This window comes from Lysinibacillus sp. LK3 (assembly GCF_001043675.1).
Classification (GTDB): Bacteria; Bacillota; Bacilli; order Bacillales_A; family Planococcaceae; genus Lysinibacillus; species Lysinibacillus capsici.
Map to the genome: position 1 here is coordinate 1 of NZ_LDUJ01000031.1, position 15,295 is coordinate 15,295.

Genomic DNA, 15,295 nt, shown 5'->3' on the forward strand with positions numbered 1-15,295 from the left:
ACATTTAAGACAGGACCTTGTAATGCCGCCATCTCTTTGAATGGAATATGATACGTATCGCCCCATACAGGTGTGTTCCGTTCAAATGCTAGCCACTCATTGGATGCATCTGAATAGTTGACATAGCTTAAATCACAGATTCCGTTAAAGTAGTGGATCTGCTCCACCTCAATATCAAATGTTTGAGCTGTTTGCTTCATTAATTCAATCGACTGTTTCACTAATGGATGGTTGGATGAATTAATGGCTGGATAGTAAGGTGGTGCATATAACAGAACTGTGGCAGGTGCTAATTCCTGACAGCGAATCATGAGCTGATCCACAATACGAATGGATTTTTCACGATCATCCCATGCAGGATGCTGCTGAACCTGGTGCTTAATCGCTTGTACTTCCTCAGCTCCTAACTTATGGATCGCATGCTCCAATAATGCCTCGTAACGTAAGACCTTTACCTTGCCCACACCCTGAACATTTTCGCGTGTACAAATGTCCTGATAGTGCGCATTGCAAGCAGCCATTGCTTGTAACGCAACTTCCTCAAAAATAGCCATCACCTCAGCCGCTGTACGTTTTAACAAAAAGACATTGTAAAGTGCCGCCGCACGGTATGGTGTTTGTGTAGAATACTCCATTTTTAAATCTTTTAATTGTAGAGAAACAGGTAGTGGTGTGCTTTCGCCTAAATCTGTTTCACGGAAAAGGGGATTCCACTCCATATGCTGTGTCATATAGGAAGCGATAAAGGGAGCCGTCATCCCTTTTAATGGCTCACCAACATGTGTCTCTTTTCCGTAGAACAAAGCAGCAGGCATGATTTTACCAATTGTACCTGAATAAATATATTCATTCGTATCCGAAGGCCCTTGTGAAAACGATGGCTCACTATTTAAAAATAATTTATAGGTTAAGCCATGCTGTTCCCGCAGTCTCACCAGTTCGACAACAGCCGCTCTCATACCAGCAGAGTTGACTTCCTCATCAGGGACCGTTGTTAAAATCAAATTAATCGGCCATTGCTCAAAGCTTGCCTTTTCGATCAACTGCATGTGTAAGGCAAGACCCATTTTCATATCCATTGTGCCGCGTCCAAATAAATAATTCCCAGACGCCAAATCAATGCGAGCTGCCTCTGGTAAATCTTTTAGGTATTTAGGTTCCATTAGCTTTTTCGTTAGTTCTTCTGGAGAAAAGGCTAACGGCTCTAGTTCACCATATTCCTCTGTATGCACGGTATCGAAGTGACTGATTAACACAACGGTTTCAGTTGCGGTTGGATGCTTATAGAAGGCTGTCACTGCATTTCTGCCAAGTCCTGCATCATGTAATTCAATCAAGTCTGGGTGCTTCTCAAAATATGGAAGCGTTAACAATTTATCTTTTAGTCGAAAGGCAAATTTATTTTCACCCTCCGTTAATGTTCGGCTTTCCCAGCTCACAAGTTCACATAATAGGGCACGTAGTTTTTCGGGTGTATCCCACATAAAAGTATTCATGATTTTTTCTCCTTTTACTCCCATTCGTTAGAGGTACGATTAACGAACTTCTAGTGTTTCTTCACTTTTGCTATCTGTAGCAGCAGTCGCCGCTTTCTTTAATTTCAATTGATAAAAAATCATACAGGCAATAAAGAAGCCAATCCCGTATAGTAAACCAATCCTTTGCGTTGGATCAAACGCTAAAAATACTAAAATTAAAATACAAAAGATTATACAAAATACTGGAATCAACGGGAATAGTGGTGTTTTAAATTTTAGATCAGCCACATTTCCTCCCGACTTCACATAGCGATAACGGAACATTAACTGAGAAGCACATATCCCCATCCATGAAATTGTGACAGATATACCTGCTACCGACATTAGTAATACAAATACAGCATCAGCTTCCATTACACTAGTTAATAAAGATAAGAGTGAGAATACCATCGTAAAAATAAGCGCATTTAAAGGTACTTTATTTTTCGTTAATCGACCAAATAACTTGGGCGCCATCCCCTCTTGTGACATGGAAAATAATAAACGTGTTGATGCATATAAACATGAATTACCGACTGATAAAATAGCTGTCAAAATAACAAAGTTCATGATACCAGCTGCATATGGTACACCAGCTAAATTCATTAACGTGACAAATGGACTTTCCATAAGCCCAAGCTCTGATGCTGGGAATATTGCCGATAATACAATAATGGAAGCAATATAGAAAACGATGATTCTAAATAGAATTGTACGAATCGCTCTAGGAATATTTTTTTCAGGGTTCTCGGTCTCCCCTGCTGCAATACCCACCAGCTCTGATCCCTGATAAGAAAAAATTACATTCATCATTGTGACAAAAATAATCGTAATACCTGCTGGGAATAAACCAGAAGGTGCTAAATTTGTGAGATGTGGAGTAGGACGATCTGCTAATGGAATTAAACCAAAGATTGCTGCTCCACCAATAATGATAAATGCAATCACTGCAACAACTTTTATACTAGCAAACCAGAACTCTGCTTCAGCAAAGCCCTTCGTTGTTAAAGCATTTAAGACAAATAAAAGAACCATAAACACAGCACACCATATCCAAATTGGTACACTTGGAAACCAATGCTGCATTAAAATACCTGCAGCCGTAAATTCAACACCTGCTGTGGCAGCAGATCCGACAAAATACATCCAACCTAATGAAAAACCGGCTGAAGGACTAATGAAACGTGTTGCATAAGTTTGGAAAGAACCTGTAACAGGCATGTAAACAGCCAATTCCCCAAGACAATTCATGACCATAAACAAAATTAAGCCACCAAATAAGTAACCAATCAGTGCACCGCCGGGTCCTGCCTGGTTAATGGTATAGCCTACATTTAAAAATAAGCCTGTTCCAATAACACCCCCAAGTGAAAGCATTAACAAGTGACGACTTTTCATCGAACGCTTTAATTGATTATTGTGAAGCTGATCCCCTTTATTCAACATCCATCCCTACTTCCCATATAATGTAAAAATATTAAATATTCTGATATTTTAAGAATGAAAGTACCCAATCAATTTTCTCTTTTAAATTGATTGGGTATTGTTAGATTTACTTAAAAACGTAATGATAAACAGCTTAAACCACCATCGTGTTTTCTAAATTCAGACATATCAAGTTCAATTGTTTGATAGCCAAGGTCCAGTAATTTACGATTTGTTTCTGGATAGCCAGCTGGAATAATAATATAATCATTTACTTGAATACAGTTAGCTGAATATTCATCCTCTTTAGGAATCACGATTTTTTCGTAAGATTCAAATGCAGGATGATCGACAAATTCACCAGCTAGCACCATACGATTTTCCCCAACATAGGCAATTCCAGTTTTTAAATGGAAGAATTCTTTTAATGGAATAATAGTTGCTTCATAACCTTCTTGTTCAACAATCTCTTTAAATTGCTGAGCGCCTTCTTCATTTGTGCGTTCTGAGATCCCTACGTAAAACTTTTTCTCTGCTTGTAGTACATCTCCACCATCAAGTGTTCCAGAACCTTTAATATAGTAAATTTTTTCATAGAATTGCTTTACAGCTGGTTCGATTTCTTCAATTTCGCGGTTACGAGCTGCTGCTCCAGGATTCGATATAATAGCAAATTCAGGCGTTAATACAGCTGTATCCTCTACAAATGTTGAATCAGGAAATGCTTCATTTGCTGGTAATTGTGTAACTTCTACACCGCATTTTTTTAAAGCCTCTACATAATGTTCATGTTGTTCAAATAATTTTTCTAAAATCGGCTTTCCTAAATCACTAGTTGTTAAACCGTTTACAAAACTATTACCTGGATTTTTAACAATAACATTTTTAAACATATTCATCTTCTCCTTTATCCTCTTACTACTGGGCAAGTTAGGCAAGTCGGCCCACCTGTTCCTTTAACAGTAATTTCATCGCCTTTATATTCGTACACAGTTGCTCCAGCATCAAGTAGCTGTTGCTTTGTTTCTTTGTTGCCTTGAGGAATCACACATACCCTTGGTGCAAGCGCTAAAACATTACAGCCTAACGAATCGTATTCATCTTTAGGTACTTCTACTAGCTGGATGCCACGCTCAATTAGCAGTTGTCTGAAAAATACTGGCATTAAACGCGAATGCACAACAGCTAAATCTCGGTCTACCATACTTATGAAAGACATTAAATGTAAACATTCAGCTTCACCAAGATCATGTGGTAGTTGTACAACTATAAATTCATCTACCATATCGGCTGTCATTTCCTTTAACTGACGAATGGCTTCATCGTTTGTTCGATAACCTCTACCCACAACGAGCGTTCGATCATCTAGCCAAACAATATCTCCACCGTCTGAAACTGCCTCTCCAGTAAGTTCACCAATTATTGGTATACCTTTTTGCCGTAAAAAGTCCTTGTATACTGCTGCTTCTGGTTGTCTTAATTTTTTGCCTGATTTCAGTATTATGGCACCATTTGGAGTGAATTTAACTGGATCATGTGCATAAAGAGAATCTAATCCTACTTCATCTGCTATAGGCAGATATTCAATAGTCTCAACATACTTTCCAAGAATCCCAATAAATTCAGCGTATTCGCTTAGAGCTTCTTCATAATCAGGCTCAGATAAGTAGTTAAATGTTTTCCATTCCTCACTAAGATGTGTCTGGCTTCGGAAAGCATCTTTTGGATCTTTTACAATAACATGTTTCAAAGGCGCATACATTGATGAACAATAATGCATTCCTTTCACCTCATTTCCGCGTAGTGGAAAACGTTTCCGTTAAGAGGAAAGTTTATATGAAGAATATATTCGTTTTATGCTATACTGTCAATATATTTAGAAAACTTTTATTTTTCTTTTAATCTAGATTGCGTTCACGCTTGGAAAAAATGCTGTCGTTTATTAAAGAAGCCTTAAAGGATCCTTTTGTAGCTTTCGTGTATTAAAATAAGCATTTGTTTAGACTTCTGATTTGTACGGGAATATTGGAACTAGACGTAGATGGAGAATAAAAATAAAATAGGATGAAGGGAGGTGGGACAAATGCAATTATTAGAGCGGGCGATGACAATTGCCAAGGTTTTAGCTGCTGATGCAAACGACAGTAGCTTGTCCATTTCAGAGCTTTCTACAAAATGCGATTTACCGCTAAGTACTTTACATAGAATTTTAAAAGCCATGATTAAACAAGGGATGATTGAGCAAGATGAACAGACTAAATATTATCGGCTTGGAACCATATGGATGGAACTTGGCTTACAGGTATATGATACGATGGATTATATTAGCAAAATCAGACCTGAGTTAGAACGATTAGCCAGGGAGGTTGAAGAAAGCGTTTATTTAAGTAAACCAGCTGGATTAGATACGATTATTATAGAACGGATAGACAGTGCAGCTAATCCGATTCGTATTTATGATCAGTTGGGTATTCGCATACCTATGCATATCGGAGCGGCCAATAAGGCCATACTCGCCTCAATGTCAGCGCTACAATCCAAAGAAATTCTAGAGCAACTAGTAACTAAAGATGAAATGGCCGAATTAGAGGAGCAGCTTCACCAAATTCGACAACAAGGCTATGCAATAAGTCATGGAGAACGAACTGCAGGTACTTCCTCTATTGCTGTCTCTGTTTTAGATGGTTTTGGTGAAGTGATAGGAGCAGTCAGTATTGGTTTTGTAAACTTTAATGTCTCTCAAGATCATATTAATACATTGATTGAGCGATTAGTTGATACTGGTAGACGTGTATCGCTGAAACTTGGTTATCGAGGAAAAGGATAGGAGAACTATTCCCCATTAAACTTCTCTACTTTTCATAAATGTTTTATGTCTGTAAAGGTTTTTTTCTTGAAAGGTTATGTGAAAACTGTTGCACTGAACGCCATCGTATGTTAAATTATTATGGTATGTGAAATACCGAACTGAAATAATAATCTTTCAGCATCAACAGTAAGGAGGGAATACAACATGCCAAAACAATGTGTAATCACTGGACGTAAAGCTCGTACTGGTAACAACCGTTCCCACGCTATGAACGCTAACAAACGTACTTGGGGTGCTAACCTTCAAAAAGTTCGTATCTTAGTTGACGGTAAACCAAAACGTGTATGGGTTTCTGCTCGTGCATTAAAATCAGGTAAAATCGAGCGCGTTTAATCGCTGCTTCTAAAAAATCGATTTCGCATTGAGCGCAATCGATTTTTTTCTTGATTAGTATTCTAGAAGAAAGTAAAAAATCCGACTAACACTAGTCGGATTTTTTTACTTTCTTATCTTTTTTAAATAGGTTAATACACGTACGCGTGATACTACTCACGAATTTCGGCAATTGGAACGTATATACTTTCAGGACTCTCTCCCCCTTACGCTAATCTATGCTTCTTATCATTAAACATATGCCTTGCGAGAAAGATATAGACCCTGAAGTTCCTATTATTTCATTACTTGTAAATCGAGATGTTCCTAAGGAAATTTCCTCATTCGTTGTTTCATATTTTACTTGTCGTAATGTTACACCTTGAATAGGCTCCTCGTGAGCAAAAAAAGACAAGTATCGGTATCGATCATCTGCATAAATTGTATGTGTACCTGGTAGTAAAAATTGCAACATATTAGTATGATTGATTATCTTTAACTCAATTTGAGGATGCTCTTTTTGTAACCGATAAATAGAACGAACAGCTGCCTCGTAATGATCTAAACGCCCACCCGTCACACCTGTCAAAATAATTTCTTGTGGTGCAAACGTATAGGCTTTAAGCAAAGCTAAATCCGTGTCTGTTTCATTTTTCTCTTCTTGAAAACGTTGTTGATCATTGGTTTGTGCCATTACTTGTCGATATTCTTCATCCGTTAAAGAATCAAAATCACCAACAATAGCATGGGGCGTAATTCCTTGCTCAATTAAATATAAAGCGCCACGATCAGCCCCGATAAACACAACATCCTGTTGTTGCTGAAACGATGAAAATGAACAAAGCTCATTTTTTGGACCACCTGCACAAACAACGACTGTCGTCATCCTTTAATCGCTGCCTCACCAGCTAGTAAAATCTCTTGAAGAGCAGCTGTTCGATCTTCTTTACTATAGATAGCTGACCCAGCTACAAAAATTGTCGCTCCAGCCTGTGCACATGGCACAATTGTTTCAGCAGTAATACCACCATCAATTTCAATGGCAATATCTAAGCCTCGCTCCTTAATTATTGTTGATAATGCTTCAATTTTAGGTACAACAGAATGAATAAATTTTTGTCCACCGAATCCAGGATTAACAGTCATTAATAATACCATATCAATATCTTCTAAAATGTGTTGAATTGATTCTATCGGTGTATGTGGATTTAATACGACACCCGCTTTTACACCAAAAGAACGGATTAATTGAATTGTTCGATGTAAATGACGACATGCTTCTACATGTACTGTAATATAATCTGCTCCAGCTTTTGCGAACTGTTCAATATACTGATCTGGATTTTCTATCATTAAATGCACATCTAATGGTAACTTCGTTAATGGACGGATAGCATCCAATACAATAGAACCAAATGAAATATTCGGTACAAAGTGACCATCCATTACATCAATATGAATAAGTTGTGCACCTGCTTGCTCTACTTCCTTTACTTCTTCACCTAACTTTGCAAAATTTGCTGCTAAAATTGATGGTGCTATTTGTATCATCATTAATACCTCGGCTTTCGATCCATAATTTCTTGCATAAATTGTTCATAATGCTTGTAGCGGTAGTCTCGAATTTCCCCTGCTTCTACTGCTGCCTTTACTGCACATTTTGGCTCTTTCAAGTGTAAGCAACCTCTAAATTTACAATCATCCGCTACTCTAGCCATTTCAGGAAAACATACACCTAATTCTTCTTTCTCAATTTCGTCAAAATCAAAGGAACTAAATCCAGGCGTATCTGCTAATAAACCATCACAGACCTCTATCAGTTCAACATGTCGAGTAGTATGTTTACCCCGTCCTAAGCTTTGGGATATAATACCCGTTTTTAAGTTCAACTCTGGAATGAGCGTATTAAGCAAAGTTGATTTCCCAACGCCCGATTGGCCAGCTAAAACGGTGGTTTTTCCCTTTAAAATAGGACGTAACCGTTCTACTAATTCTTCTTCATCTTTATATGTTTGCAAAACTGTATAGCCCATGCTTTCATAATCTGCTATATAATTTTGTAATTCATCACGTTCATCATTTTCTAGCAAATCCATTTTTGTTAAACAAATAATAGGATGTACATGGAAGGATTCTAACACAACTAAAAAACGATCCAGTAAAATGGTATTGAAATTCGGTTCCTTTACAGAAAACACCAAAATACCTTGATCAATATTCGCAATTGGCGGACGTACTAATTCATTTTGGCGCTCAAAAATCTTTTGTATTGTCCCATCAGAGCCTTCAGTTTCCATTGTATACTCTACAATATCGCCTACGAGTGGGGATTCGCCACGATTACGAAATACCCCACGTCCTCGGCATTGAATCAGTTGATGTCCATCAAATACATAATAATAACCACTTAATGCTTTTCTTATTTGGCCTTGCGCCATCCAATTCCTCCTTAATCGACATCATTATAATTAACTTTGCCTTCTAAAATTATTTCTGAGTCACGAATTATTCTATAACTCGCATCTTTGCCATCTTCAATTGTAAGCTGAATGTTGTATGGCGTATCACTTAAAATTTCAAATACTTCAACAGGTTCAGACAATGTATGATTTTTATCTTGAATTTCAATTCGAATATTTTGAGCTATTCCCTCTTCTGTAGGTTTATACTCAATGACTACAGGTATGACACGTAGTTTATCGGGCTGTTTTGCTGGCCCTTTACTTATTACAACCGATATCATAGAACCTTCTTCTACCATAGTACCCGCTTTTGTCAATTGCGAAATTACACTGCCAGCTGGGATGGTTTCATGATGTTCTTCACGAGATATACGCCAATTGAGACCTGCTCTTTTCACATAGTCATCCATATCAGCTTTCGTATAATTTACAACATTTTCAACCCTTACCATTCTAACTCCTTGGCTAACTTTAAACGTGATTGTTTCTTCTTTCGCTACTACCTCAGAATTTGGTGGTATGCTTTGTTCAATAATTCTTCCTTCTGGCTCATTAGAAGGGACATCCTCTTTTATTACGTCTTTATACTTTCCTTTTATTAAAGCTTCAACTTGACTATAATTTTGTCCAACATAATTATCAACAGTCGTCATCTCTACACCTAAACTAACGATTAAGTCTACCTCTGAACCTTTTTCACGTAATGAATTTTTTGATGGGTCCGTTTCTATAACTTTCCCCTTCTCTATTTCCTCATGATTTCGCTCCTGATGCTCTTCACCAACAACAAATCCATCTGCTTCTAATTTTTTTGTCGCTTCCTCTATTGTTAAATTTGCTACATCTGGTATAGCCACTTTTTTCGGGCTAAATAAATCTTTTGCAAAAATAAAGAATAAGAAAATGACAACCGCTGCAATGAATAGTCCTGCAACATATTTGGGCCAATTTTTCTTCTTTCCCTTTACAGGAACTGGCTTTTCTACAGGCTTTTTAGGTTGTGGTTGAGAAGGTGCTTTAGCTTCCATAATCGGTTCAATAACTCTTGTTTTAGTTAGATCTTCGTCTTTTTTATGCATCTGCTCTTTAATGATGGGAATAGCTTTCGTTACATCATTATCCACAGGTATGACAAATTTGGGATCGTTGATTCTAGATGGTGTTAGTACGGTTTCCAAATCTTCATACATTTCTTCCACTGTAGTATAACGATGGGATGAATCTTTGGCAGTAGCCTTTAATACTACATTTTCCAAGCTTTGGGGAATCGTTGCATCAAAAGCACGGACAGAAGGCGTTTCGGCTTGTAAATGCTTAAGTGCTATTGAAACAGCAGATTCACCAGAAAATGGAAGTTCACCTGTTAATAATTCATATAACACAATACCGAGTGCGTAAATATCTGATTTGTTTGTAGCTGTACCGCCGCGAGCTTGCTCTGGTGATAAATAATGGACTGTACCAAGCACAGAATTTGTTTGAGTAAATGATGTAGCACTTAACGTCATGGCAATACCAAAATCCGTAATTTTCACATTACCTTCCGCATCCATTAATATATTTTGCGGTTTAATATCACGGTGGATAATATGGTTTTCATGGGCATTAGCAATGGCAGACGTTAATTGCTTCATAATATGCACACTTCTAGCAGGAGAAATTGGTGCAAATTCTTGTATGTACTGCTTTAATGTTTTTCCTTGAACATATTCCATCACAATATAGTGTAGATCTCCATCGTCACCTACATCATAAACACTAACAATATTTGGATGTGTAAGACTTGTAGCAGACAGTGCCTCACGTTGAAAACGTCGATGTAATTCATCCTCATTGGAAAAATCATAGCGTAATATTTTAATGGCTACATCACGATTTAAGATCATATCGTGTGCTAAATAAACATTGGACATACCTCCGCCACCAATGAGTTCTAAAATTTTATAACGGTCACTAATTCTTTTACCTACAAGCATTCTTACACCTCCTCATCCTTTTTCGTTAATAGCACGAGGGAGATATTGTCTTCTCCCCCGCTGGCATTTGCTAATTCTACAAGTTTACGCCCCTTTTCCTTAATGGAGTCTGGATACGTAATTATCGATGCCATTTCATAAACAGATAGTTTATTGCTTAATCCATCTGAACAAATGAGTAAATACGATTCTGATGCTAAATCTACTTCATAAAAGTCTGGTTCGATTGTGTCCTCTGTCCCAACCGCTTTTAAGATGAAATTTTTCTTTGGATGTGTCAAAGCCTCTTCTTCGCTTATCTCACCATTTTCGACCAAGACGTTCACATATGAATGATCTCTTGTTATTTGTTGTGCACCATCTTCAAAGAAATAATACACACGACTGTCTCCCACATGTGCAATGAAGCAATGTTGTTCTTCGATTAACACTGCAATAAATGTCGTGCCCATTCCTTTACAGTCTTCATGTGATAAAGAATAGTCATATATTGTTTTATTCAATTGCTTAACTGTTTGTAATAACCATTCTTTTTTTGATGTTGTAGATACAAAATGATGTGTGTCTGCCTGTAAAAAAAAGGATTCCATTTGTTTAATTGCCATATCACTTGCTACATCACCAGCATTATGACCACCCATGCCATCCGCTACAAGTGCTAGTGCAAGCCCATCTGGACGTTTAAAGAATGCAGCACGGTCCTCATTAATGGATCGTTTTAAACCAATATCACTTTCGACTGTGTATTCCAATACTGGTCACCTCGTTTCTTCAGATCTCTCTTGTGCACGTAATTGACCACACGCAGCAGCGATATCTGAACCTTGCTCTCGGCGGATCGTTACGTTAATACCATTTTTCTTTAATGTTTTTTCAAAAGCAAAAATTTGACTACGAGATGTACGAACATAATCACGTTCTGGTACATAGTTTACAGGAATTAAGTTGACATGACATTTAATTCCTTTAATTAAAGCAGATAGTTCCTCTGCTATTTCTACTGAATCATTTTCACCAGACATCAGCCCATACTCGAAACTCACTCGTCGACCTGTTTTTTTTGTATAGTATCGCACAGCTTCCATTAATTCTTCCAATTTATAAGCACGGGCAATTGGCATTAGCTTTTGACGTGCTTCTTGGTTTGGCGCATGCAGAGAAACGGCAAAGTTAATTTGTAATTGTTCATCTGCAAACTGGTAAATTTTAGGTACAATACCCGATGTTGAAACTGTGATATGACGTGCTCCGATATTTAAACCTTTTTCATGATTGATCACTTTTAAGAAGTTCATCATTGCATCATAGTTATCGAAAGGTTCACCAATACCCATAATGACAATATGAGATACTCGCTCGCCCAATTCATCTAATGTTTGCTGCACTTTGACAACTTGCTCCACAATTTCCCCTGCTAATAAATGTCGCTTCAAACCACCTAAAGTGGATGCACAAAACGTACAGCCAATTCGGCAGCCTACTTGTGTTGTTACACAGACAGAATTTCCATATTCATGGCGCATTAAAACAGTTTCTATTGAATAGCCATCTTGTAATTGGAATAAAAATTTAATGGTACCATCTTTAGATTCTTGTTTAATAATGGTTGATAGTGTGGATAATGCAAAATTTGCAGTTAGTTTTTCGCGTAATCCCTTTGAAAGGTTTGACATTTCTTCAAATGTCTTTACACGTTTATTATACAGCCAGTCAAAAATTTGAGCAGCACGGAAAGGCTTTTCGCCATTTTCCTTTAGCCATTCTTCTAATTGATGAGGTTGTAACGAATAAATGGATTCTTTTAAATTTGGCTTTTCTTTTTTTACACGTCGAACGGGCTTTTCTTCTGCTTCTTCGACTAAATCGTTAATACGTTCATTAAATTTCTCTTGATCCACCATTAGTTGGATTCTCCTTTTTTACGAAAGGCGGCGACAAAGAAACCGTCACTGCCAAAGTCTTGTGGAAAGACTTGAAGCATGCCATTAGCTTGCTTTTCCGCTAATTTTGTTGGTAAAGATTCTAGTTGTATAGCTTCCATTTCTGGATGTGCTGTTAAAAAGGCTTTCACAGTGCCTTCGTTTTCTTGTATGTCTACTGTACACGTACTGTATACAAGCTTACCATCTGTTTTCAAAACTTTCGTTGCTGCATCCAGTAAAGCTAATTGGATTTTTTGAAGACTTTCTAAATCTTCTTCTCGCTTTGTATATTTAATATCTGGTTTACGTCGCATAACTCCTAGTCCACTACATGGTGCATCGACTAAGATAGCATCAAAAGACGCTGCTTGTAAAAATTCTGGTGCTTTCCGTCCGTCTATTGGGGCTGTTTCAACAATATCAAGCCCTAGACGCTCTGTATTATGGTCGATTAAATCTAATTTATGTGGATGAAGGTCTGTTGCTAAAATAGACCCTTCATTTTTCATTATTTCGGCAATATGTGTTGTTTTTCCACCAGGTGCCGCACACATATCCAAGACACGCATACCTGGAGTTGGATTTAGCACATTAGCAGGTATCATTGAACTTTCATCCTGAATAGTAATCATACCTTCTTTGAAGGCTTTTGTACGAGCTGGTTGACCGTTTGTAATGTATAAGCACTCTGGTATAACGTCGCTTTGATTAGCCGTTAATCCTTCTGCCTCTAACTTGGCAATTGCTTGCTGAACAGTTGCTTTTGTCGTATTAACACGCACAGTCTGCACAGGCGGTCTATTATTTTCATGCAACATTTCAGTCGCTACTTCAAGACCGTAGTTATCAACAAATCTTTGAACTAACCACATTGGATGACTTGTTTCTATTGAAAGGCGCTCAATTGGATCTGCTATGTCATCTGTTGAAGGGACTCCACTCCGTAACACGGATCTTAATATGCCATTGACCATAGAAGCGATTCCACGATGCCCTCGACGCTTGGCAATTTCTACTGCTTCGTTTACTGCAGCGTGTGGAGGGATACGTGTTAAATAATGGATTTGATACAACGAAATTCTTAATAACCAGCGAACCCAATGATCAATTGAACCACGAATAAATGGCTCTAAGTAATAATCAAGTGTCATTTTATGCTGTAAAGTTCCATACGTTATTTCAGTCAATAAAGCACGATCTTTTGCTTCAATTTTATGTCGTTTAATTGTTTCATTTAGCAATAAGTTGCTATAAGCCTGATTTTTATCAACTGCTAATAGAATTGACAATGCGGCATCTCGTACATTGCCATCCCAAATCACTACACTTTTTTTACTCATTTAAATTGGTCCCCAATCTGTAATTTAGAACCTGTCCCACGTAAATATTCCTCTGCGGTCATGCGCTTTTTACCAGCTGGTTGCACATCATATAATGCTAAAGTTGTCCCGTTGCCAGCTGCTACCTCAAAATGATCTTTATCAATGGCAACCACTGTACCTGGATTAGCCTCATGCTTACTTTTGCCAATCGTTGCCCACCAAATTTTAAAATTACCATCCTCAAAAGTAGTATAAGCAACAGGCCATGGATGAAGACCGCGCACTTGATTGTATAAAGTAATAGCATCGTTGGTCCAATCAATTCGTTCTTGTTCCCTTGAAATATTACTTGCAAAGGTAACTTGTGCTTCATCTTGAACTGTACGGTTATTTGTACCATTTATAATAGAAGGAAGTGTTTCCTTAAGTAATTCACAGCCAACCATACTTAGCTTATCAAAAAGTCCACCAGTATGATCATCTTCTTCAATAGGGATCGCTTTTTGAGAGATAATATCTCCCGCATCAAGCTTTTCTGCCATATACATGATTGTTACTCCTGTTTCTTTTTCACCATCCATGACGGCTTGGTGAATCGGAGCCCCTCCACGATATTTTGGTAATAGGGAGGCATGGACATTAATGCAGCCTAGAGCCGGTGCATCTAATAATTCTTTTGGTAGTATCTGTCCAAATGCTGCTGTTATTACTAGATCAGGCTGTAAAGCAAGAATCTGATGTAACTCCTCGGAGCCACGCAATTTTTCAGGTTGAATAATTGGCAAGCCAAGTTCCAAAGCCGTTGCCTTTACTGGCGGCGGTGTTAATACTCGCTTACGCCCAACTGGACGATCTGGTTGTGTTACAACTGCTTTAATAGCATATCCTTCATCATGTAGCATACGCAAAATAGGTGCGGAGAAGTCAGGTGTCCCCATAAAAACGATAGATGTCATTTTATTCCTCCTCTTCAGCGTACATTTCTTCTAGTTCTTCTGCTGTGACAATACGCTTGATTTTTGAATCGAAAAGCACACCATCTAAATGATCAATTTCATGTAAAATCGCACGGGCATCAAAGCCACCTGCCTCTAATTCATAAACACGTCCTTCACGATCACATGCTTCAATTTTGACATAACTAGGACGTTCCACTTCTCCATATAACCCTGGAAAGCTCAAACATCCTTCAATATCTACTTCTGCTCCGTCCGTTTCAACGACAGTTGGATTAATCATTTCTAAAATATCACGTTCTTCACCTAGTTCAACAATTGCTACCCGTAACCCTACGTCTATTTGTGGTGCCGCAATTCCAACGCCATCATATTCCACCATAGTGTCATATAAATCATCAAGTAATGTAATAATTTCATCATTAATTTCTGTCACTTCAGCACACGGTGTGGATAGTACTTTTGCAGGATTTTCAATTACTTTTTTTATAGCCGCCATTATTATTTCCTCATTTCTGCTTTAAAGCTAGTGCA

16 protein-coding genes are annotated in these 15,295 nt (G+C 37.8%); 2 read left to right on the forward strand and 14 right to left on the reverse strand.

The window, feature by feature from the left end; all coding sequences use genetic code 11:
• The 4 genes from VK91_RS19890 to VK91_RS19905 form a co-directional block, all read right to left on the reverse strand.
• The coding region (locus VK91_RS19890) for a M20/M25/M40 family metallo-hydrolase (RefSeq protein ID WP_048395347.1) at positions 1-1,496 on the reverse strand (1,496 nt) is incomplete at its 3' end.
• A gap of 39 nt (positions 1,497-1,535) precedes the next feature.
• Entirely contained in the window at positions 1,536-2,963 is a 1,428-nt protein-coding gene (locus tag VK91_RS19895; RefSeq protein WP_048395351.1) for an amino acid permease, read from the reverse strand.
• 110 nt (positions 2,964-3,073) lie between these two features.
• The gene (locus VK91_RS19900) at positions 3,074-3,835 is read right to left on the reverse strand and encodes a dimethylarginine dimethylaminohydrolase family protein (RefSeq protein WP_082148185.1); all 762 of its coding nucleotides are present in this window, start codon (positions 3,833-3,835) and stop codon (positions 3,074-3,076) included.
• A 14-nt stretch (positions 3,836-3,849) separates the two neighbouring features.
• Complete coding sequence (locus tag VK91_RS19905) at positions 3,850-4,722, reverse strand: dimethylarginine dimethylaminohydrolase family protein (RefSeq protein ID WP_048395355.1); 873 nt, start codon at positions 4,720-4,722, stop codon at positions 3,850-3,852.
• A gap of 303 nt (positions 4,723-5,025) precedes the next feature.
• Here VK91_RS19905 and VK91_RS19910 point away from each other — a divergent pair, with 303 nt between their 5' ends.
• The gene (locus tag VK91_RS19910) at positions 5,026-5,769 is read left to right on the forward strand and encodes an IclR family transcriptional regulator (protein ID WP_048395357.1); all 744 of its coding nucleotides are present in this window, start codon (positions 5,026-5,028) and stop codon (positions 5,767-5,769) included.
• 186 nt (positions 5,770-5,955) lie between these two features.
• Entirely contained in the window at positions 5,956-6,144 is a 189-nt protein-coding gene (gene rpmB, locus VK91_RS19915) for a 50S ribosomal protein L28 (RefSeq protein ID WP_004227417.1), read from the forward strand.
• Between the two features lie 91 nt (positions 6,145-6,235).
• Here the strand turns inward: rpmB and spoVM are convergent, their stop codons facing one another.
• From spoVM to def, 10 genes are read right to left on the reverse strand one after another with little or no spacing between them, the layout of a single operon-like run.
• Positions 6,236-6,337, reverse strand: coding sequence for a stage V sporulation protein SpoVM (gene spoVM, locus VK91_RS23365; RefSeq protein ID WP_099805045.1), 102 nt, complete (start codon positions 6,335-6,337; stop codon positions 6,236-6,238).
• Positions 6,338-6,355: 18 nt separating this feature from the next.
• Complete coding sequence (locus VK91_RS19920; protein WP_048395359.1) at positions 6,356-7,009, reverse strand: thiamine diphosphokinase; 654 nt, start codon at positions 7,007-7,009, stop codon at positions 6,356-6,358.
• Positions 7,006-7,674 carry a ribulose-phosphate 3-epimerase gene (rpe, locus tag VK91_RS19925; RefSeq protein ID WP_048395360.1) on the reverse strand — a complete coding sequence of 223 codons (669 nt, stop codon included), beginning with the start codon at positions 7,672-7,674 and terminating at the stop codon, positions 7,006-7,008. Before rpe ends, VK91_RS19920 begins: the two co-directional genes overlap by 4 nt.
• Positions 7,675-7,676: 2 nt before the next feature.
• Positions 7,677-8,561, reverse strand: coding sequence for a ribosome small subunit-dependent GTPase A (gene rsgA, locus VK91_RS19930; RefSeq protein ID WP_048395362.1), 885 nt, complete (start codon positions 8,559-8,561; stop codon positions 7,677-7,679).
• Between the two features lie 11 nt (positions 8,562-8,572).
• A complete protein-coding gene (gene pknB / locus VK91_RS19935) occupies positions 8,573-10,561 on the reverse strand; it encodes a Stk1 family PASTA domain-containing Ser/Thr kinase (protein ID WP_048395364.1) in 1,989 nt (662 codons plus the stop codon).
• Between the two features lie 2 nt (positions 10,562-10,563).
• Positions 10,564-11,313: a Stp1/IreP family PP2C-type Ser/Thr phosphatase gene (locus VK91_RS19940; protein WP_048395366.1), complete on the reverse strand. Its 750-nt coding sequence runs from the start codon at positions 11,311-11,313 to the stop codon at positions 10,564-10,566.
• A 6-nt stretch (positions 11,314-11,319) separates the two neighbouring features.
• Positions 11,320-12,462: a 23S rRNA (adenine(2503)-C(2))-methyltransferase RlmN gene (rlmN, locus tag VK91_RS19945; protein WP_048395368.1), complete on the reverse strand. Its 1,143-nt coding sequence runs from the start codon at positions 12,460-12,462 to the stop codon at positions 11,320-11,322.
• On the reverse strand, positions 12,462-13,823 hold the full coding sequence (gene rsmB / locus VK91_RS19950) for a 16S rRNA (cytosine(967)-C(5))-methyltransferase RsmB (protein ID WP_048395370.1): 1,362 nt from the start codon (positions 13,821-13,823) through the stop codon (positions 12,462-12,464). The genes rlmN and rsmB overlap by 1 nt, the downstream gene beginning before the upstream one ends.
• Positions 13,820-14,761: a methionyl-tRNA formyltransferase gene (gene fmt, locus VK91_RS19955; RefSeq protein ID WP_048395371.1), complete on the reverse strand. Its 942-nt coding sequence runs from the start codon at positions 14,759-14,761 to the stop codon at positions 13,820-13,822. The genes rsmB and fmt overlap by 4 nt, the downstream gene beginning before the upstream one ends.
• A gap of 1 nt (position 14,762) precedes the next feature.
• The gene (def, locus tag VK91_RS19960; protein ID WP_048395373.1) at positions 14,763-15,260 is read right to left on the reverse strand and encodes a peptide deformylase; all 498 of its coding nucleotides are present in this window, start codon (positions 15,258-15,260) and stop codon (positions 14,763-14,765) included.
• Positions 15,261-15,295 lie beyond the last annotated feature (35 nt).